Annotated in this window: 15 protein-coding genes; 3 read left to right on the top strand and 12 right to left on the bottom strand. The window is 64.4% G+C overall.

Features of this window, described 5'->3' with window-relative positions; translation table 11 throughout:
- Positions 1–15 precede the first annotated feature (15 nt).
- The 3 genes from P2869_RS22125 to P2869_RS22115 all read right to left on the bottom strand — a co-directional run bounded on the left by P2869_RS22125 (position 16) and on the right by P2869_RS22115 (position 3,850).
- Entirely contained in the window at positions 16–633 is a 618-nt protein-coding gene (locus P2869_RS22125; RefSeq protein WP_346833756.1) for a hypothetical protein, read from the bottom strand.
- A gap of 365 nt (positions 634–998) precedes the next feature.
- Positions 999–2,369: a sigma-54 dependent transcriptional regulator gene (locus tag P2869_RS22120; protein WP_277599565.1), complete on the bottom strand. Its 1,371-nt coding sequence runs from the start codon at positions 2,367–2,369 to the stop codon at positions 999–1,001.
- Entirely contained in the window at positions 2,354–3,850 is a 1,497-nt protein-coding gene (locus P2869_RS22115) for a HAMP domain-containing sensor histidine kinase (RefSeq protein ID WP_277599564.1), read from the bottom strand. The genes P2869_RS22120 and P2869_RS22115 overlap by 16 nt, the downstream gene beginning before the upstream one ends.
- 366 nt (positions 3,851–4,216) lie before the next feature.
- On the opposite strand from P2869_RS22115, the gene ilvD reads away from it, so the two are divergent.
- Positions 4,217–6,079: a dihydroxy-acid dehydratase gene (ilvD, locus tag P2869_RS22110; protein ID WP_277599563.1), complete on the top strand. Its 1,863-nt coding sequence runs from the start codon at positions 4,217–4,219 to the stop codon at positions 6,077–6,079.
- A gap of 146 nt (positions 6,080–6,225) precedes the next feature.
- Positions 6,226–7,395, top strand: a complete 1,170-nt coding sequence (locus P2869_RS22105; protein WP_277599562.1) for an epoxide hydrolase family protein — start codon at positions 6,226–6,228, stop codon at positions 7,393–7,395.
- 48 nt (positions 7,396–7,443) lie between these two features.
- On the opposite strand, the gene poxB is transcribed toward P2869_RS22105, so the two are convergent.
- Together poxB and P2869_RS22095 are read right to left on the bottom strand one after the other, a co-directional pair.
- The gene (gene poxB, locus P2869_RS22100; protein ID WP_042303168.1) at positions 7,444–9,165 is read right to left on the bottom strand and encodes a ubiquinone-dependent pyruvate dehydrogenase; all 1,722 of its coding nucleotides are present in this window, start codon (positions 9,163–9,165) and stop codon (positions 7,444–7,446) included.
- A gap of 386 nt (positions 9,166–9,551) precedes the next feature.
- Positions 9,552–10,085: a TetR/AcrR family transcriptional regulator gene (locus tag P2869_RS22095; RefSeq protein ID WP_161978085.1), complete on the bottom strand. Its 534-nt coding sequence runs from the start codon at positions 10,083–10,085 to the stop codon at positions 9,552–9,554.
- A 198-nt stretch (positions 10,086–10,283) separates the two neighbouring features.
- Between P2869_RS22095 and P2869_RS22090 the strand changes: the two genes are divergently transcribed.
- A complete protein-coding gene (locus tag P2869_RS22090) occupies positions 10,284–11,693 on the top strand; it encodes an amidase (protein ID WP_277599561.1) in 1,410 nt (469 codons plus the stop codon).
- Positions 11,694–11,886: 193 nt separating this feature from the next.
- Here the strand turns inward: P2869_RS22090 and P2869_RS22085 are convergent, their stop codons facing one another.
- From P2869_RS22085 to P2869_RS22055, 7 genes are all read right to left on the bottom strand, one after another.
- Positions 11,887–13,278: a cytochrome c gene (locus P2869_RS22085; RefSeq protein ID WP_277599560.1), complete on the bottom strand. Its 1,392-nt coding sequence runs from the start codon at positions 13,276–13,278 to the stop codon at positions 11,887–11,889.
- A gap of 10 nt (positions 13,279–13,288) precedes the next feature.
- Entirely contained in the window at positions 13,289–15,064 is a 1,776-nt protein-coding gene (locus tag P2869_RS22080) for a GMC family oxidoreductase (RefSeq protein ID WP_277599559.1), read from the bottom strand.
- A gap of 3 nt (positions 15,065–15,067) precedes the next feature.
- On the bottom strand, positions 15,068–15,787 hold the full coding sequence (locus P2869_RS22075; RefSeq protein ID WP_277599558.1) for a gluconate 2-dehydrogenase subunit 3 family protein: 720 nt from the start codon (positions 15,785–15,787) through the stop codon (positions 15,068–15,070).
- Between the two features lie 252 nt (positions 15,788–16,039).
- Positions 16,040–17,593 (bottom strand): methyl-accepting chemotaxis protein, encoded by a 1,554-nt coding sequence (locus P2869_RS22070; RefSeq protein WP_126876372.1) that lies wholly within the window; start codon positions 17,591–17,593, stop codon positions 16,040–16,042.
- Positions 17,594–17,919: 326 nt separating this feature from the next.
- Positions 17,920–19,431, bottom strand: coding sequence for an alginate export family protein (locus tag P2869_RS22065; protein ID WP_277599557.1), 1,512 nt, complete (start codon positions 19,429–19,431; stop codon positions 17,920–17,922).
- On the bottom strand, positions 19,428–20,342 hold the full coding sequence (locus P2869_RS22060; protein ID WP_277599556.1) for a glyoxalase: 915 nt from the start codon (positions 20,340–20,342) through the stop codon (positions 19,428–19,430). Before P2869_RS22060 ends, P2869_RS22065 begins: the two co-directional genes overlap by 4 nt.
- A 94-nt stretch (positions 20,343–20,436) precedes the next feature.
- Positions 20,437–21,123, bottom strand: coding sequence for a hydrolase (locus tag P2869_RS22055; protein ID WP_017778219.1), 687 nt, complete (start codon positions 21,121–21,123; stop codon positions 20,437–20,439).
- Positions 21,124–21,316: the final 193 nt, after the last annotated feature.

Raw genomic sequence — 21,316 nt, 5'->3', positions numbered from 1 at the left:
TCAGGTAGCGCTCGTTCAGGGCGCGGGCGGAATACGGTCGTAGCGTCCGTAGATCTGGGTCAGGTTGCCGGGCGAGCCGAACGACGTTGCCTGCAACGCCGTGCCGTACTGGTTGCGCGTGCCGTAACCCTGCGCGGACACCGTTGCGCCCGTCCTGACGAGCGCCGCGAATTGCTGTGCGACAGGCGGCGTGAGTTTGATGACCGTGCCGTCCGCGAGGATCACGCCGTCGGGTTCGCCTCGTCTTGCGGTCGTGACATACGCGACCTGGCCTTGAGCGCTCATCAGCGCGAGGCCTGCGCCTCGCAACTCGCGCGGCAGGGGCCGGGCATCCGGCGGCGGGGGTTGATCGACGAGTTGCTGACCGCTTCGGGCGTTGGTGATGCGTTGGGCGTCGAAGCTGCCTCCCGCGTCGCGCCAGCCACTGACCTGCACCACGTCGCCGGGGCGGACCGCCGACGTGAGCTGCGCGCTCATGTGAGGCGGGAACCTCACCAGCACTCCATCACGCGTGAGAAAGCCGTCCACGTCGCCGTCCGGATTGGTGAGAAAGCGGGTGACGGTGACTTGCGTCGTGGTGAATGCGCCTGAATCGGCGAGGCCGGGCGGCGGAACGTCCCCAGGCGGCGCCAATGGGGCTAACGGGGCTAACTGGGCTAACGGCGCTGCTGGAGGCGGTGGCGGGGCATCCTGTGCCACGGGCGGCGGCGGGGGAACCGGGGCTCCTTCCGGTCGAGGTTGCGCTGCGCATCCGGCGCTTGCCGCGAGCAAGGCGGCGAAGCTCATTGCGCTCACGACGCGGACGGCGATGCGTTGTCTGGGGTATGGGGTCGATGGCACGGTTCACTCCTTTCATGTTGCGCGGAGTGTTTTGCAAAGGCCATGCCATTCGTCCCGAGTCTGTGTTCTCGGGCTTCCGTGGTGATTTGCGCGATGCAGAAGCGTCGACGTGTCAGGAAACCGGACATACGCTGTCCGCTTCCTTGACACCCTTGCCGTTACGACGCGTTCCCGGAGAGGCCCAGGCTCGTCATACGCGTGTAGAGCGATTGACGGCTGATGCCGAGCTTGCGCGCCGCCTCGGCGCGATTGCCTTCCGATGCGGCCAGCGCGTGGACAATCAGCGCACGTTCGAGCCGTGCAACGGCTTGCGTGAGGGGCAGTTCGAGAAGGTCGGGAGGAATGGCGTCATCCGCGCCGCCTTTCGCCGCCGAGAGAAAACCGAAGTCTTCGCGCATGAGCACCTGTCCCGGCGCCAGCGCGCTCGCACGCTCGACCGCGTTGGCCAGTTCGCGGACATTTCCCGGCCAGGCGAACGTGGCGAGCAGACGCTGCGCATCGGCGGAAAGATGCTTGCGTTGCGTGCCGCTGGATGCGCTCGAAAGAAAGTGTTCGGCAAGCGGCAGAATGTCGGCCACGCGCTCGCGCAATGGCGGCATGTGCAGCGGAATCACGTCGAGGCGAAACAGAAGGTCCTGTCGAAACGTGCCTGCCGCGACCATCGAGGGAAGATCGCGATGCGTTGCCGCGACGACGCGCACGTCAACCGTCACGACGCGGTTCGTTCCAAGCGGCGTGACCTGGCGCTCCTGTAGCACGCGCAGCAGCTTGGCCTGCATGGCAAGCGGCATGTCGCCGACTTCATCGAGAAACAGCGTGCCGCCGTGCGCTTCTTCGAAACGCCCTGCCCTGTCGCTCTGGGCGCCCGTGAACGCGCCCCTTGCGTGCCCAAACAGTTCGCTTTCGAGCAGGTCGTCGGGAATCGCCGCGCAGTTCACCGCAACGAACGGACCGCCGGCGCGCGCCGATGCGCGATGGAGCACACGTGCTGCGACCTCCTTTCCGGTCCCCGTTTCTCCCGTGATAAGCACGGTGGAGTTCGTTGCCGCCGCGCGGCCGATGCGTTTCTGCACGTCACGCATGGCTTCGCTCACACCGAGCAGTTGCGGCTCGCGCGATGCGGCTTCATCCTGGAACGCGCGCGCAACGGGCGCGTTGCGCTGGGTGGAAAAAATGCGTTCGAGCAGCGCGGCGATCTCGTCGCGGCCCACCGGCTTGGTGAGATGCTCGAAGGCACCGAGCCGCATCGCGCCGATGGTGTTGTCGCTCGTCGCGTGCGCCGTGAGCATGACGACCGGCACGGTCTGCCATCCCGGCGTGTTACGCAGCGTTTCGAGCACGGCAAGGCCATCCGCGCCCGGCAAACGGAAGTCGAGAAAGACGCAGTCGGTGGCAGCGTGCTCGTGCAACCGCTCGAACGCTTCCTTGCCCGAGCGCGCTTCGAGCGGCCGGTGGCCAAGGTCTTGTACCGTTTCAGCGAGGCCTTCGCGAAAGGCATCGTCGTCGTCGATGATCAGTATGGTCGCCATGGCAAGTCGATCACGAAACGCGTCATGTTCAAATCATCCGCAAGATACGCCCGCCCGCCATGCGCAGACGCGATCTCGCGCACCACGGCGAGGCCAAGACCCGAACCGTCAGGCCGCCCGGTCACAAAAGGCTCGAAGATGCGCTCACGTTCCGTCGCGCTCACGCCGGGACCATTGTCGACGACTTCGAGCCTGAGCCGCTCGCCCTCGTCCGAGCTTGCCTTGCCTGCGCGAATCGTGACGTGACCGCCGGACGGCGCATGCCGCAGCGCGTTCACGACGAGATTGTCGAGCGCGCGGGCCAGTTGCGCCGCGTCGAAAACCGGGTTCGCCTCGCAACCGGCCATGTCGACACTAAGTTCGACATGACGGCTTTCAGCGCGCGACTCATGCGTGCGCACCATCTCGTCGAGCCACGCGCGCAAGTCGACCTCGCGTGCCTGGACCGTTATCGGCTGTGTCAGCGCGAGCAGGCTCGCAACCTGCGTCTCGATGCGCCCCACCTGTTCGATGATGGTCTTCAAGGCGGCTTCGCGGCGCGCACCGTCGCCTGCAAGCGCGTTCTCGGCCTTGAGACGCATTGCGCCGGCCGGGTTGCGAATCTCATGCGCGATTTGCGCAGCCATCTTGCCCAGCGTGCTGAACCGCTCGGCCTGCGCAAGCTGCGCACTGAGCGCGTTGGCTTCCCGCTTCAAGCGTTCGGCGCGTTCGACATAGCGGTTGAGCGCATCCACGATCTGATCCAGGTCGCGCTCGCCGAGCCGTTCGAGCCGCCTGCCCTGTTCGAACTCGCCATCCGGCGCAAGCGCATGTTCGAGCCGTGCGAGATTGCGCTTCCAGCGCCGGAGTGCCAGCGCCAGAACCCCCGCCAGCCCGACGATGATGGCCAGCACGCTCGCGAGGATGGTCACGGCGCGTTCGCCGTAAGGCCCGAGCGGTGGCCGCGCACGCGTGAGCACCCACGCGAACACGTCCGTTTGGCGCGGCACGGGACACGCCACCGCGACGACGGCATCCGCTCCGCTCGAGACAACGTCGGCCTGTGTCTGCCGTGCGCTCGCTACCTTTCTCAGCGTACGCAGAATGAGCGGCGTCTCGGCTTCGGGGATATCGCGTTTGACACCGCTGCCGTCGTAGGTAGGAAAGGCGTAGGCAAGAAAGCCGTTCGGCGCGCCCGGCGCTGGCTCGCTCGTCCAGAAACCGCCTTCTATACCGTCGGTGCGAATCAGCACGAGATCGAGCACCGCGTGCATGAGATCGACGTTGGCTTCGCCGGGACGTTGCATCGACAGGTCATAGCGGGAGGCGACCGCCGTACACGCCGCAGCCGCCTGCTGCTTCGCGGTCGCCACGCGCTCACCCAGCGCAGACGACAGGACGAGCCATACGGCTGCGCTCAGCAGGCCGCAGAGAACGGCGACGAGCATCCAGAGTGCGAAAAGCTGGGTGGCGAACGACGGTCGCGGTCTCGGCATGAGCATCCCGTGTGAGCAGCGTTGGTGCTTTACCTGGAAACTTACCTGGCAAACTTGATTGGCAAACTTATTTGGCAAAACTTATCTGGCAATTCAGCTGGCAAATCCTTCGCCCACCCGCGGCAGGATACGCATTTTTTGCGGTGCACGGTGTCTTGCCGCGTGGCTCGGCTGGAGCAGCATTTGTCTACCCATACGCGCGGCGAATCAATTGATCGAGCAAAATATATTGGACGACGCAGGCAAGTTCTCGCAGTATTGGCAACCGAACTGCGCGCACCCTATCCGCACGGCCGCCACTGGCCGCCGTGACGCCTCCTTGAAGGCGGCGCTTTTTCCAACCCTGATAAACAGCAACACCAGAGGACACAGATGCCTAACTATCGGTCACGCCTGTCTACGCACGGTCGCAACATGGCCGGCGCCCGTGCCTTGTGGCGCGCCACCGGCATGAAAGACGACGATTTCGGCAAACCCATCATTGCCGTCGTCAATTCGTTCACACAATTCGTTCCGGGCCACGTCCATCTGCGCGATCTGGGCGCGCTCGTCGCCAAAGAGATCGAAGCGGCCGGCGGCGTAGCCAAGGAATTCAACACGATCGCCGTGGACGACGGCATTGCCATGGGCCACGGCGGCATGCTGTATTCGCTGCCCTCGCGCGAGTTGATCGCCGACTCGGTCGAATACATGGTCAACGCGCACTGCGCCGATGCCATGGTCTGCATTTCCAATTGCGACAAGATCACGCCGGGCATGCTGATGGCCGCCATGCGCCTGAACATTCCCGTCGTGTTCGTGTCCGGCGGTCCGATGGAAGCGGGCAAGGTCAAGTCGCCGACAGACGGCCACGTCATCGCCAAGATTGACCTCATCGACGCGATGATCAAAGCCGGCGACCCGAAAATCAGCGACGCCGAAGTGGCCGAGGTCGAGCGCAGCGCCTGCCCGACCTGCGGCTCGTGCTCCGGCATGTTCACCGCCAACTCGATGAACTGTCTGACAGAAGCGATCGGCCTGTCGTTGCCCGGCAACGGGACGATCGTCGCCACGCATGCATGGCGTAAGGGCTTGTTCGAACAGGCGGGACGCCTGATCGTGGATCTGTGCCGTCGCTACTACCAGGAAGACGACACCTCGGTTCTGCCGCGCAGCATCGCCACCAGGCAAGCGTTCGAAAACGCCATGGCGCTCGATGTCGCGATGGGCGGATCCACCAACACCGTGTTGCACCTGCTGGCGGCAGCGCAGGAAGCCGGCGTCGACTTCACGATGTCGGACATCGATCGCATCTCCCGCAAGGTGCCGTGCCTGTGCAAGGTCGCGCCTGCGACCGACAAATACCATATCGAGGACGTCCATCGCGCGGGCGGCATCCTAGGCATTCTTGGCGAACTCGCTCGTGCCGGGCTGCTCGACCTGTCGTGCGGCAACGTGCACAGCGGCACGCTCGGTAACGCCATCGCAAACTGGGACATCCTGGGCGGCGCGGGCGAAGAAGCGCAGAAGTTCTATCGCGCAGCGCCTGGCGGCATTCCGACGACGGTCGCATTCAGCCAGGAAGCCACCTTCGCTGCACTCGATACGGACCGGAAAGCCGGTTGTATTCGCAGCAGGCAAAACGCTTATTCGAAGGACGGCGGCCTCGCTGTGCTGTACGGCAATCTGGCCGAGAAGGGTTGCATCGTCAAAACGGCGGGGGTCGACGAATCGCAGTGGGTCTTCTCCGGTCGCGCGCGCGTGTTCGAAAGCCAGGACGATGCCGTGGAAGCGATCCTCGGCGACAAGGTGGTGGCGGGCGATGTGGTGGTGATCCGCTACGAAGGTCCTCAGGGCGGCCCGGGTATGCAGGAAATGCTGTACCCCACGTCGTATCTGAAATCGAAAGGCCTCGGCAAGACGTGCGCGCTGTTTACCGATGGCCGTTTCTCGGGCGGCTCGTCAGGGCTCGTGATCGGCCACGCGTCGCCGGAAGCAGCCGCCGGCGGCACGATAGGTCTCGTGCAGGAGGGCGACGTCATCGAGATCGATATTCCGCAGCGCAAGATCCATCTGGCGGTCGCAGACGATGAATTGGCGCGCCGCCGTGCCGCCATGGATGCACGCGGCGACAAAGCGTGGCTGCCGGCTCATCGCGAGCGCGTCGTATCGCAGTCGTTGCAGGCCTATGCCGCGCTGGTGACGTCCGCCGACCGCGGCGCCGTGCGCGACGTTTCGCTGCTCAAGCGCAAGTGACGCGCACGATGCAGCTCGGGCTCAGGCCGCGCAAACGGCAGGGGCACGATGTGCCATGAGCCCATGTCCAGGCGCCTCACCGGCGCCTGGACGCCAGGACAACCGGCCCCGGCGGGTGTCACTCTCCTTGAAAGCGGGACGCGAGCATGGACCTGCGAGACTTCAAGATCAACGTTCCGGACGGCCAGATTGCAGACCTGAAGCTGCGTCTGCGTAACACGCGCTTTCCTGCCGCGCTGGATGCAGACCAGTGGGACGACGGTGCGAGCCTCGCCTTTGTCCGGCGCCTGGCAGACTACTGGCTGCATCAATTCGACTGGCGTGCGCAGGAAGCGCGGCTCAACCGCCTCCCTCAGTTCCAGGCGACGGTTGAAGGACACGACATTCACTTCGTCTACCAGACCGGCAAAGGGCCCGCACCTATGCCGCTCGTCCTGACGCATGGGTGGCCGGGCTCCTTCGTCGAGATGGAACGCGTGATCCCGCTGCTGACAGACCCCGCATCGCATGGCGGCGATGCGGCCGACGCGTTCCATGTGGTCGTCCCTTCGTTGCCGGGCTTCGGTTTTTCCGCGGCTGCGGCAGGCCCCGGCGTCAGCGCTCATCATGTCGCCGGGCTGTGGCTGAGGCTGATGAACGGGCTCGGTTTCGATCGCTTCGCGACGCAAGGCGGAGACATCGGAGCCGGCGTCTCGATGTGGTTGGCGCGCCGGTTTCCCGAGCAGATCATCGGCGCCCATCTCAACTACATTCCCGGCAGCTTCCGGCCATCGCTCACCGGCAACGTTCCGCCGGTGAGCGCGGACGAGCAGGCGTTTCTCGACACGGCTGCGGCCTGGTCAGCCGCAGAAGGCGCGTATGCGGCTGTGCAAAGCACCAAACCCCAAACCCTGTCGTACGCGATGACTGATTCGCCCGTGGGGCTTGCCGCCTGGATCGTCGAGAAGTTTCGCAGCTGGAGCGATTGCGACGGCGATGTCGAGCGCGTCTTCACGATGGACCAGTTGCTGACCGATATTTCCCTTTACTGGTTCGGCCACATGCTCGACGCGTCGTTTCGCATTTACAGGGAAAACCGGCTACGCCCGCTCGCTTTCGGTCCGAACGAACGGGTAGCCACGCCGCTAGGCGTCGCGCTATTTCCCCACGAGTTACCGACACCGCCGCGTTCCTGGGTCGAACGCGTCTTCGACGTGCAACGATGGACACCCATGCCACGCGGCGGCCACTTCGCAGCGCTGGAGCAACCCGAGCTGCTGGTCGAAGATATCCGCGCCTTCTTCCGTCCGCTGCGTCGCGCGAGCGGGCAGTCGTGAAACGGGCCTGCCGGGTTCCCGCGCCGCGCGGCGAACCCGGGCGTGCGGCTAACGCAGGTTGGTACGCACGAGCTCGACGATCTCGTCGCCGCGCCCGTTGAGAATGGCACGCATCATGTAGAGACTGAAGCCCTTCGCCTGGGCGAGTTCAATCGTGGGCGGCATCGCGAGTTCGTGTTTCGACGTGACCACATCGACAAGCGCCGGACCAGGATGGCTGAACGCCTGCTTCAGCGCGCCCGCCACGTCTTCCGACTCCTCTACGCGAATGCCGAAAATGCCGGCGCCTTTCGCAATGGCCGCAAAGTCGGTTTTACTGAGATCGACATTGGTATCGAGATAACCGGCCGCCTTCAATTCCATCGAAACAAAGCCGAGCAGGCTGTTGTTGAACACCACCACCTTGATCGGCAAATCGAGCTGCCGGGCGGTAAGCAGATCGCCGAGCAGCATCGACAAACCGCCATCGCCCGATAGCGACACGACCTGCCGTCCGGGATGCGCGGCTTGCGCACCGAGGGCCTGCGGCATCGCGTTGGCCATGGACCCGTGATTGAACGAGCCGTGCAACTGACGCTTGCCGTTCATCGTCAGATAGCGCGCCGCCCAAAGGGTTGGCGTGCCGACGTCCGCGGTGAAGATCGCATCGTGGCTGGCGGCCTCGTCGATCATCTTCGCCAGATACTGCGGATGGACAGGACGGCCAGGACCGGCCGGTGTCGCCAGATCGTCCAGGCCCTTGCGGGCGGACGCATAGTGCTTGCGCGCGTTGTCGACGAAACTGCGGTCCGTCTTGCGTTGCAACCTCGGCAACGTCGCGGCGACGGTTTCCTTCACCGTGCCCACCAGCCCGAGCGAGAGGGGCGCGCGATGCCCGAGCTGCGAGCCCTTCCAGTCGATCTGGATGATCTTCGCGTTCGCCGGATAGAACGCGCGATAGGGAAAGTCGCACCCGAGCAGCAGCAGCGTGTCGCACGACATCATTGCGTGATAGCCCGAGCTAAAGCCGATCAGGCCGGTCATGCCGACGTCGTAGGGATTGTCGTACTCGACGAACGGCTTGCCGCGCAGCGCGTGGACCACCGGTGCGCCGAGCGCATCGGCAAGCGCGACGACTTCGTCGTGCGCGCCCTGCGTGCCGCTGCCGCACATGATCGTGACCGCGTCGGAAGCATTCAGCATGGCGGCGAGGCGATCGAGATCCGCTTCGGCCGGCAGAATCCGCGGCGGCGCGCTTTCCGTCCAGGACGGCACTTCGGTGGGACCTTCGCTCAGCGCCACATCGCCCGGCAGCACGATCACCGACACGCCGCGTTCCTCGACGGCCGTGCGCATCGCACGCGCGAGCACGCGAGGAAATTGCGCGGCAGACGACACCACCTCCACGTAATGGCTGCACTCCTTGAACAGTTCCTGGGGGTGCGTTTCCTGAAAATAGCCCAGGCCGATTTCGGTCGACGGAATGTGCGCGGCAATGGCCAGCACCGGCTGCTGGTTGCGATGACAGTCGAAAAGGCCGTTGATCAGATGCAGGTTGCCCGGGCCGCAACTGCCTGCGCACACCGCGAGGCGTCCGGTCGAGGCCGCGTCCGCACCGGCGGCAAAGGCGGCCGCCTCTTCGTGGCGAGTGTGCATCCAGCGGATCGAGCCGACCTGATCGAGGCTGTAGGCGAGCCCATTCAAACTATCGCCGGTCACGCCCCAGATTCGTTCGACACCCGCGGCGGCGAGTGTCGCGGCAAGGTAGGCGGCAATGGTAGTGCTGGCCATGCTTGACTCCTTTTCACAGTTGAAAGGGCTCGACCGGATGGGGAAAACCACGATCACGGTCGCGACGCCGGCACCCACAGCCGCGCGCGGAAACGGCGCGGCGCGGGTGTACCACACGTATCAAGGTAGGAGGACATCGTGAAAAAGTCCTGAATTCCGGCTGAAAACACCTGTATCAGACAGACTGAAATCCATCTGTATGGCGCCTGGCGGGGCACTGTAGTCCACGCGCAATGCCAGAGAAAGGGCACCACCAGATACACAAGGTCCTGCGTTTGGGGTGTCGTTGGTTCGCGTGAAGCGCGGCGCTTTCATCGCTTTCATTTGAAATGCGTGGACGCGACCCTATTCAATCGCTCGTGTACGACCAAGCCTTCACAGACGGCTCAACCGGGCAGGAGCCCCGATTCGCGGTAAGTCTTGATCAGCGAATCAAAGAGCGATATGTCCGAACGGCCGCGCGCCATCAACTGCGCGCCGGCCACTGCCGCATAGATCGCGCGGGCCCGCCTTTCAGACTCCCTGTTACTGAGATGGCCCGCGGCAGACAAAACTTTGCTGAGCCAGGCCACGTTCACGTCCGCGAATTTCTGAATCTCGGTCTTGACCACGTCCGGCAAATCGTCGTACTCGGCCGCCATGAAACTGGACAGGCACATCCGGTTTTCGCTCTCAAGGGACTTGCGAAAGGTGGCCGGATACCGTCGCAACCAGCGCGCGGGCTCCGGCGAGTCCAGCCACATTGCCTCCAGCGCCGCGGCTGAGTTCTCCCAGTAGCGCTTCGCTACAGCGGCCGCAAGATCGGCCTTGCTCGGAAAGTGATGGTAGATGCTTGCGGCCTTGATGCCGACAGCCTGCGCGAGATCGCGGATATTGAGCCCGCCGTAACCATGCGCCTGCGCGATCTTCGTTGCGGCCATCAGAATCTTGTCGCTGGAGTTGGTGCCTTCTGCATTCTTCACTGGCCGCGTCCTTGAAGAGAGAACTTGTTGACGGCCAGAATTATAGCGCCTATGGTAAACCTAACTATCGTTAGGTAGAAAATCAGCGCGGTCTTTCATCGTCTCTTCCCGTCTTCAATCGTCTTCAATTTCGTGAGGTCATTTGTGAGTTCATTTGTGAGTTCCGACATCGTCTTTCAGGACGCCACCCGGCTGGCAGAACTGATCCGCACCCGCCAGATCTCCCCGGTCGAAGTCATGCAGGCCCATCTCGAACGCATCGAGGCTGTCGACCCAAAGGTCAATGCCATCGTCACCGTTGCCGACGACGCGCTCAAGGCAGCGAGGCAAGCAGAAGCGGCCGTCATGGCCGGCGAGACGCTCGGCCCGTTGCACGGCGTTCCCTTCACGGCCAAAGACTCCATCGACACCGCCGGTGTTCTGACCCAACGCGGGTCGCCCATTTTCAGGGGGCGCGTGCCGGACACCGATGCGACGAGCGTCGCCCGGCTGAAAAAGGCGGGCGGGATTTTGCTGGCAAAGACGAATCTGCCGGAGTTTTCGTACTGGATAGAAAGCGACAATCTGCTCAGCGGGCGTTCAAACAACCCATGGGATCTGGAGCGCACGCCGGGAGGATCGAGCGGCGGCGAGGCGGCGGCCATCGCGGCGGGCATGTCGCCGCTGGGCCTCGGCACCGATCTCGCCATTTCCGTGCGTGGCCCGGCCGCGCAAACGGGCATTGTTTCGCTCAAAGCGACGCACGGGCGCGTTCCGATGACAGGCATTTTCCCGCGTGCGCCGCGCCGCTTCTGGCACGTCGGACCGATGGCCCGGAGTATCCGCGACCTCGCGCTCGCTTTCTCCCTGCTCACTGGACCCGATGGGCTCGACGCATACGCGTCGAGCACCGCGAACTTCGACGCCGGCGCAGGGCGCTCGCCGCATCGTCCGCTGCGCGTGGGCTGGCTCGTGGAACCGGGGTTCGGGCCCATTGACCCGGAAGTTGCCGCCACGGTCAAGGCAGCCGCAGACGCGCTGCAGAGCAACGGTGTCGATGTGGCGCCCGTGCGAATTGCCGCGCTCGAGCGCGACTTCGCTCTGGATGTCTTCAATCGCCTGCACGTCATGGAGATGAAACCCGCATTCGCGCAAGTGACGGCCGGTCATAGCGAAGACGAGCTGTACAAGATGGCGAAGACCATGCGCGCCCTTCCCGAGACGTCCATGAAGGACTACATAGACGCCGAGCAGGCGGCTGAACGGTTGCGCGACGGGTTTGCAGCCTGCTTCCAGGAATACGATGCACTGCTTACGCCCGTCCTGCCGATTCCGGCACACAGGCATGGTGCCGATACCTTCGTCATCAATGGAAGATCGGTCGATGCGACCTTCCTTCAGGGCGCAACCGTACCGCTCAACATCACCGGCTTGCCCGGCCTCTCCATGCGATTCGGAACGAGCAAGGAGGGGCTACCCATCAATGTGCAGCTGGTCGGCAGCTGGCTCGCCGAATCCACCATCCTGCACCTTGCCTCGCTACTGGAAAGCGTGAGCGTTGTGCGAGACCTTCATCCGGCACTTTGATGCACCGAAGACGAGGCGTATCCGTGGGCGCCCAAAGTCGAGCCGGCCCACGGGGTCCGCGCAATGCGTCCGTCCAGGTACGCGACACGTGAGGCGTGCAAGTCACGATTCGCGCCCTGCCGGACGTCGGCGTGCGGAGGACCGTGGTGAGCCGCACGCCGATCCCGGCACTGCACTGTCAATACGTCGCCCGTTATTCATTCTCCGCGCGAACGGGCTGCGCGGACGCATCGGACGTCTTGCGCACCTTCGCCACTTGCGCCGCCGTCACGGCCGACGCGCGGTTACCCCAACTCGAGCGCACGAACGTCAGCACGTCGGCCACGTCGCGATCCGTCAGCCGCTGCGCGAAACCCGGCATCGCGTAGTGTGCGGGGCCGGCCTTCGTCCATGGCATTGCACCGCCTTGCAACACGAGGTGGATCAGCGAAGTCGGATCGTTCGTGTTGACCACCGTCGACAGCGCGAGCGACGGGAACGTGCCGCCGTAGCCGCGGCCGTCCGTGCGATGACAGGCCGCGCAGTTGTCGATGAAGGTCAGCGCGCCGTTGCTGCGGTCGGTGCCGGCGCGCAACGCCCTGGCGGCGGCCGGATCGGCCGTGAGCGCACGGCCCGACGCATCGGCCGGTGCGAGGGTCTTGAGATACGCCGCGATCGACGCCAGATCCTGATCGCTCATGTGCTGCGTGCTGTTCTCGACCACCTCCGTCATGCCGCCGAATGCCGCCGAATGCGCGGTGCGCCCGCTCTTCAGGAACGCGACGATATCGGCCGCGCTCCAGCTCGCGAGCCCATCCTTCGCATCGCCGCGCAGGCTCTTCGCCAGATAGCCGTCCACAACGCCGCCTGACAGGAACGTCTTGCCGTCGTCGTTGAGCGCCGTTTCCTGCAGCGCGAAGCCGCGCGGCGTGTGGCATGCGCCGCAATGCGCGAGCCCTTCCACGAGATAGCGACCACGCGCAACAGGGTCGTTCGGCAGCGGGGCGTCGTCGGCGACGGTATCCGGTGCGAACGCCATACGCCAGAAACGCAGCGGCCAGCGCATCGACAGCGGCCACGGAATGTCCGACGCGCGATTGCCCTGCGAAACCGGCTCGACGCCGTGCATGAGGTAGGCGTATAGCGCCTTCACGTCGGTCGGCTTGACCTTCGCGTACGACACGTAAGGCATCGCCGGATAGAGCGACGTGCCGTCTTTCGCCATGCCGTGCCGCAACGCGCGATCGAACTCTTCCAGCGTGTAGCGCCCGATGCCGGATGCCGCATCGGGCGTGATGTTGGTCGAGTAGATCGTGCCGACAGGCGACGCGATGCCGAGGCCGCCCGCGAACGGCTTGCCGCCCTTCGCGGTGTGGCACGCGATGCAATCGGCCGCGGCGGCGAGGTAACGGCCTTTCTCGATCAGTGCCGCATCTGCGCTCGCCGCAACGGGTGTCGCGCTCGCTGTCGCTGTCGCGGTCGTAACGGCGGCGGCCGGAGCGGCGCTCGCGGCCGGCGCAGTCTGCGCCGATGCCACCGCCGCAAAACCGGCAGCAACAAGCACGGCCGCCGAAAGAACGGTCAACGTGATTCTGGTTGGGGTCATCGCCGTCTCCTTATGCCTGCACCAGCGGAGCCGGGTTCTTCAGGTACTGCTCGCGGATCGCCTTCGCGGAGTGGTAGGCGAGCGCGGCCACGATGCCGGTCGGGTTGTAGCCCATGTTCTGCGGAAAGGCCGAAGCGCCCATCACGAATACGTTGGGCACGTCCCAGCTCTGCAGATACTTGTTGACGACGCTCGTTGCAGGCGACGCCCCCATCACCGCACCGCCGGTCGTATGCGTCGACTGATACACGCGCGTGTCGTAGTGCTGGCCCTTCTTGCGAATGGCCCGGAAGTACTTCTCCGGCCGCATGGCTTTCGCCACGTCCTCCATGCGCGTGCCGATGTAGTCGAGCATCGCGTATTCGTTGTCGTGCCAGTCGAACGTCATGCGCAAGAGCGGCAAACCGTGCGCATCGCGATAGGTCGGATCGAGATCCAGGTACGCGTCGCGATACGGCATCACCGAACCGGAAATGCCGATCGTCATGTAGCGCTGGTACGCGTCCGTGATGCCGGCCTTCCAGCCGCTGCCCCACGTGGGTGTGCCGGGCACGGTGGCCGCCTGCTTGATCGGTCTGCCCCCGGTGCGAATGTGGCGGATGCTCGCGCCGCCCACGAAGCCGAGCGGTCCGTGATCGAACTGGTCGCCGTTGAAGTCGTCCATGCCTACGCCGCCCGCGCCCGTGCCGATGAACGGATTGAGCTGCGTCCCCTTGGGCAGCAGCACATTGATGCCGCCGTTCATCTGGTACGCGTAGTTGCGTCCTACCACGCCTTCGCCCGTCTTCGGGTCGTACGGCTTGCCGATACCCGAGAGCAGCAGTAGCCGCACGTTATGCATCTGGAACGCGGCCACGATCACCATGTCGGCCGGTTGCTCCACTTCGCGGCCCTGCGCATCGATGTACGTCACGCCGGTTGCACGCTTTCTGTCCGGCGAAAGCAGCACTTTCGTGACGTACGATTTCGTGCGCAGCTCGAAATGGGGCTTCTTGAGCAGCACGGGCATGATCGTGGTCTGCGGCGAGGCCTTCGAGTACATGTAGCAACCGAAGTCTTCGCAGAAGCCGCAGAAGTTGCACGGCCCGAGGCGCACGCCGTACGGGTTCGTGTACGGCGTCGATGCATTCGCGGCGGGCGCCGGGTACGGATGAAAACCCGCTTCGCGCGCGGCCTTTTCGAACAGCGTCGCACCGAGGCCGTTCGTGAGCGGCGGCGTGGGAAACTCGCCGGTTCGCCGGCCTTCGAGCGGATTGCCGCCCGCCTGGATCTCGCCATTCAGATTGCCGGCCTTGCCCGACGTGCCGAACACCTTCTCCGCGAAATCGAAGAACGGCTCCATCTCGTCGTAGGTCACGCCGAAGTCCTGCACCTGCATGCTCTCCGGAATGAACTTCTTGCCGTAGCGCTCTTCATAGCGCGTGCGCAGCTGCAGTTCCTCGGGCAGCATCCGGTAATGCATGCCGTTCCAGTGAAACCCCGCGCCGCCCACGCCGTTGCCGAGCAGAAACGAGCCGTGCTGGCGGTACGGCACCGCGAGATCGTCCACGCCATGGCGAATGGTCACGGTCTCGCCCGATAGATCCTGGAAGAGCGCGCCGCGTACGGCGTACTTGAGTTCGTCGGCCACCCGCGGATAGTTCGCGTCGGTGGGCGTATCGCGCATCGCGCCGCGTTCGAGCGCGACGACGTTGAGCCCCGCATCGGTGAGTTCCTGTGCGAGGATCGCGCCGGTCCAGCCGAACCCCACGATGACGCAGTCCACCTTGTTCTTTTTGATTGTCACGTCTTACCCCCGCTTACCGTCGATCGACACCGGACCGTACGGATATTTCGCACCCGGCTGATCGATCCAGTCCATGAAGTCCGCGCGTGCGCCGGGAAACCCGACCATCTTCCAGCCGGCCATGTCCTTGTTGCCGCCGTAGATGGGATCGGAGAGGAATCCTTCCTTCGTATTGCCAAGCAGGAACGAAAAGAAGGTGCGCGCCGGCACCGTCTCGAACGCGATCTTCGCGTGCTCGAGTTCGTGCAGCACCTGCTCCTGGGTCTTCGCATCGAGCTGCGCGAACGTCTTGCCGTACTGCTTCTTGCAGTGCTTCTCGCAGGCTTCGATGCCGTGGCGGTAGATGTCGCGCGGCGCGAAATTGATCTGGTAGCCCATCTCGGGCGCTACGTCGGGATGGAACGGCCCCTGCATGTACCAGAGCTTGCCGTGGCCGTACGGCGTCTCCATCTGCCGGTCGATGTATTCGGGCACGCCGGCCTTGAGGGCACCGGGACCGTGTTCGTCCTCGGGAATCAGCCGGTCCACTGCGGCGTGCAGGAAGGTCCATTCCGCGTCGGTGAAATAGGCAGGTCGATACGCTGCGCCCTCGGTAGCGGAGGAAGAAGCGGCGTTGCTGCAGGCGCTTTGCGTAAGCGTGGCGCCCGACGCGACAGTGGCGGCGGGCACGATGGCCAACACCTGTCGCAGGAAGCGACGGCGCGGTTCCGGTTTATTTGACATCGGTCTTCTCGTGGGTTGTTGTGAAGTGCCCCGGACTGCGTATCAGCCTGTGCATCGACAGGCTGACGCAAGGAGAGCGAAGCATCGCAAGATGGCCGGCAACAGGCGCGCGCGTTGCACCGGCCCTGCCTCATTGAAGCAGGTCGCCGGTCGCGCACACGCCGCGTTCAAACCATCCTCGGGCGACCTTCAAGGCCGCCCATGCGCGAGAACGTCGGCGGCATCGAGCGGCAAGGCAAGACATGCCGCCCTTCAGGCAACGTGCTCGCCGAGAGTGAACTGTGCCGCCGCGTCCGCGAGCGTGCGCGCCTGGTCTTCGAGCGAGCGTGCGGCGGCCGCCGCCTCTTCCACGAGCGCGGCGTTCTGTTGCGTCGCGTGGTCCATGTCGTTCACCGCGACGCTCACCTGGCTCAGCCCGTGGCTTTGCTCCTGGGTCGCCGCCGAGATTTCGCTCATGATCGCGTTCGCGCGCGAGACAGCGTCGATCAGGTCGCTCATCGTGTCGCCGGCCTCGTTCACGAGCTTCGCGCCTTCGTCGATGCGCGAAGTGGAGTTGGCGATCAGGTCGCGAATTTCCTTCGCGGCCGAAGACGAGCGCTGCGCGAGCGAGCGGACCTCGCTCGCCACCACCGCGAAACCGCGCCCCTGCTCGCCTGCGCGCGCCGCTTCCACTGCCGCGTTGAGCGCGAGAATGTTGGTCTGGAAGGCAATGCCCTCGATGATCGATGTGATCTCTGCAACGGCTGTCGAGCTCTGGCTGATCGCGCCCATCGTGTTCACGACGCGCGCCACGACGTCATGGCCGCGCCGTGCGATATCCGATGCGGAAGACGACAGCTCGCTCGCCCGCCGCACGTTGTCGGCGTTCTGCTGCACGGTGCTCGACAACTGCTCGGTGCTCGATGCGGTTTCCTGCAGCGCCGCGGCCTGAGACTCGGTGCGTGCCGACAGATCGGCGTTGCCGGCCGAGATCTGGCGCGTCGCCGTCGCGATGGCGTTACTGCCTTCGCTCAGCGTGCGAACAGTGCGCCTCAAGCTCGACTGCATTTCAGCCAGCCCTTCGAGCATGCGCCCCATCTCGTCGTGCGAACGCGCTTCGATCCGGCGGCCCAGGTTGCCCTGCGCGATCTCGCCGAAGTGCGCCACGGCATCGTTGACCGGCACGAGGATTGCCTTGCGCAGGAAGTACCAGCCGCCGACCGCGGCCGCGAGGCCTGCGACGATCGCCGCAATGCTGCCCGCAAGGAACAGCTGGTATTGACGCTCCGTTGCTTCGTACTCTTCCTTCGACTGGTTGAACTGGTAGCGCTTCAATGCGTTCGCGGCTTCCTGCATGCTCGTGTAGATCTTGCCCACGCTGAACATCAGCTTGAGGATCTGGTCGCGGTCGCCGCTCTTCGTCGCTTCGCGAAAACGTGCGAGTTCGGCTTCGGTCTGTTCGTACTGGCTGGTCACGCCTGCGGCAAGCCGGTCTTCTTCAGCGTCGCGCGGCAGCGAAAGATACTGGTTCCACGCCGCGGCCGCCGCGGCTTTGACCTCGTCATCCTTCTTGTACATGTTCAGCGCATCTTCGGAGCCGGGATTGATCGCCGCACGGTCGAGCGACGTGCGTTGCCGGCCCACCATGATGGTCATCTCGCCAACTGCAATGGACTTGGGCAACTGCTCGGAATAGGTGCGCCGGTTCGCGTTGTTACTCGTGACCATGCCGGCAATGCCGAGGGCGCCAATAATGACCAGCAGGACGCCTAAGAAGGACATGGCCGCAACCAGGCGGCCATTGATGGAGATGTGGGTTCGAAGCATCGTGACGGAGACCTTTATTACGTTCTGTAAGAGTTCCGTGCATCGACGCGACACGGCCCCACCTGGTTATCGGCCGCTTCCCCGACGTCTTTACAGTGATTGCTTAAACCAGCGCGAAAGGCACGCGGGCAAACGCTCCGCTCGCGATCGCGAGGTTGTCGGCAGGCGTGAATGAGGGGCGGGCAGTCCGACACATCGGACACCGAATGCCCCTTGCTTCATGAGCGCCTGGCTTGATCGGTCGACATGAAAGACGCGCTGTCGCGGGCGGCAGATCGAAGACGATCCATGCGGCTCCATTCCCTCGCCGCAAGCACCCGCGAGTCCTACCACCCGTATTTGAGTTCGACGCCCGCGTAGTCGGCGTTGCGCCCGCCTGCCTCGCGTATCGTGTTGCCCACCTGGAAATGCACGGCTTCGATGGAGCCGATCAGGTTGGCCGCCATCGTCCAGTCCGCGCGCAGCTGCACGTACATGCCCGTCCACAGGCTGCCTTTACCCGCGGTGCCGGGCACCACCTGGCTGCCTTGCTGGTACACGGCATCGCCCGTCGTCGCGCGCCACTGGAAACCGAGCGCGCCCAGCAGCGCGAGGTTCGCTGTCGGCTTCACCGTAATGGAGGGCTTCACGTGGATCAGGTTCGAGTAACCGGTGTAGCTCGCAAGCGTGAAGTAATAGCCGTTCGGAAACAGCGGATTGAACGTCTCCACGCGGCCATCGTGCGGGTGCCGGTCACCCGACGCCGCATCGATCTGCAGGCCGATACGAGGCGACCACGGCAGGTCGAGCTTGTACCCGGCGATCGAGCCGATCGCCCACGCCCCGATCGTGCTGTTGCCCACCGTCCCCGTCTGCAGCATGCCTTCCACGTCCCAGTCGAAGCGGCCGTGCGTGCCCGTGTACCGCAGGTCCCAGACGTCGCGACGCTCCGCGCCGGCTGCATCCAGAAACCGGGCGTTGCTGCGGTTGTAGCGCGACCAGTAGCCGGAAAGGTCGCCCGGTCCTACCGACTGGCGCTCGAAACGCACGCCGCTGAACGTGAGGTCGCGGTTCGATACGTCGTCGAACGCGGTGGCGTCGCGGTATTGAACCGGTTGCGTCGCGTAGGCAATGAATCGCCACTTCTGGTATTCGTAGTCGGCCCACACGGCGTCGAACGCCTGCCGCACGTTCGGGCCGTCGCGCACGGAAATGAAACGCTGCAAGTCGAACGCCATCTCCTGCCGGCCCACACGAAACTTGAAGATGCCGCCGCCCAGCGCGCCGGTGTAGGTAGCGAACGCCTGCTCGAGATCGAGCGGGTTCTTGTCTACCGGCGTGACGGAATCCTTGGCCCATGCGCGTGCGTCCTCCAGTTGCGCGAAGAACTGCCAGTGCTCGCCGACGCGTGCGTCGGCATGCACTTCCACGCGCTGAATCAGATACGTGTCCGACTGCGCCTTGCCGACGCCGAAGAGCCGTGCGTTGTTGGTTTCCATGCGCTCGCGCAGATTGACGCCGAGCGAGAGCCAGGAAGACGGTATGCCCGGCAACGGCATGTACTTGAGCGCATCGAGCGGCTCGCGCGGCACACAGGGGTTCGCGAGCACCGACCAGTCTTCCTGCCAGCGATTGAACATGACGACCGGGCGTTTGGCGCTGCATGCAGCAACCTGCGTGGCGGCGCTTCCCCCAGCGGCGGCAGCGGCGGCCGTTGCGTTAGCGGGCACCGCGACGGTATCGGCGAGCGCCGCGTCCGCGCCCGTCAGCAACAAGCCGCCGACGAACGCCGGAAACACCCTGCGCTTGTGCACGAGCCCAGCAAGGAATGCGGCAAAAAGCGCGTCGGCGGACTTCATTTCGCTGCGTCGGCGTGGATTTCGGCGATGTAGCCGCCCGGGAACTGGACGATCGCGGCATGGCGCCCGTCTGCCGTGAACGGCGGCACGAGCACCGTCACGCCCGCGGCTTTGGCCTTCTCCAGCGTGGCGTCGAGATTGGCCACTTCATAGCCGGTCGTTTCGCGGCCGAACGGGTACGGCAGATGGCCGTCGGTCGCAAGCACGGTCATCTTGCCGAAGCCCGACTCGATACGAACGCGGCGATACGTCTCGTCAGGCCGGCCGATCTCGATACCGGGCGCCTTCGCCTCGTCGGACACCACCTTGCCGTGCGAGAACTTCACGAAATCGTGCACGAGCTTGTTGAGGCTTTGCGGCGAAACGTAGACCCGATTCTCGGGAACCGTCTGCAGCGCGTCGTAGTGCGGAACCCGGTTATGCCAGTACAGCTGCATGTTGAGGCCGCCCGGCCAGGTCACGATGACGTCGCGGCCAATCGGATCGGGAAAGGTGTCGACGATCACGTCCGCGCCGAGCGCGCGTGCCGACTTGACCGCCGCATCCATGTCGGTCACGAGATAGCCGGTGCGCTCCGCGCCGAACGGATACGGAATCGGCGTCTTGAAGCCAAACACGGAGATCGTGCCCGAGGGCGTGAAGACGAGTTGCGACATGGTCTGGCTGGGCGTGGGCGTGACCTGGAATACGCCCTGCTTCGACTTGCTGCCGCCGAAGGTCGCGACGAAGCTGTCCGTGAAGCGGTCGAAGTCTTCGGGCGCGACGTAGACATGCGTGGTGTCGTACTGCGGACCGACGGCAACGGCCGGCGGCGTGGCTGGCATCACGGGCGGTTTCGCAAACGACACGGGCGCGGCGACGAGCCCGCCCGCGATCATCAGCGCAACCAGTGCGCAGCGAATGGCTTTCATAACGGAGTTTCCTTCGTTGAGTACAGGCGCGAAACCAATGGGACGCGTTCGCGCCGAACGCGTCCTGTCGGCTTCGGGAACAGCGGGGGCGCGATTACTTCGCGGGCACGGCGGCCAGTATTTCGTGGGGCACTGACGTGCGCTGCGCGGCCTTGTGGACCATCGTGTACGCGTAATCGACGCCCATGCCGTACGCGCCCGAGTGTTCCTTCGCGATGGCCATGACGGCGTCGTAGGTCTCGCGGCGCGCCCAGTCACGCTGCCACTCGAGCATCACCTGCTGCCAGGTGACGGGCACGACGCCGGCCTGGACCATGCGCTGCATCGCGAAGTCGTGCGCGTCTTTGGAGGTACCGCCCGACGCGTCGGCCACCATGTAGATTTCGTAGTTGCCTTCGAGCATGGCGCAAAGCGCGAACGTGGTGTTGCACACCTCCGTCCACAGGCCGGCCACGACGACTTTCTTGCGGCCGTTCGCGGCCAGTGCGTCGCGCACTTTCTGGTCGTCCCACGAATTCATCGAGGTGCGCTCGAGCACCTTGTGATCGGGAAACACGTCGAGCAGTTCGGGGTAGGTGTAGCCCGAAAAGCTTTGCGACTCGACCGTCGTGATGGTGGTGGGAATGTTGAATACCTTGGCCGCTTTGGCGAGACCGACCACATTGTTCTTCAGCACCTGGCGGTCGATGGACTGCACGCCGAAAGCCATTTGCGGCTGCTGATCGATAATGATCAGCTGGCTGTTGTGGGGAGTCAGGACTTCAAGATTGGGATTGCTCATGGCAGAAATATCCTGTGAACGGGTGAAAGAAAGCCCCCGCGCCGAATGAACGAACGGACGGGCGGAGCCTCGTGTGTGATGCGCCGGGAGAGTGGCCGTACAGCCGCACTTATTGGACACGCAAAATCGCGGGCCCGACAGATAAAAAAAGTTAATTAATCTGATTCAGGAAATCCGCTCTTAATTAATCTTA

This window comes from Paraburkholderia sp. SUR17 (genome assembly GCF_029536165.1).
Classification (GTDB): Bacteria; Pseudomonadota; Gammaproteobacteria; order Burkholderiales; family Burkholderiaceae; genus Paraburkholderia; species Paraburkholderia kururiensis.
Note: the sequence above shows the minus strand (reverse complement) of the source record. Positions and strands in the feature narration are given on the sequence as shown.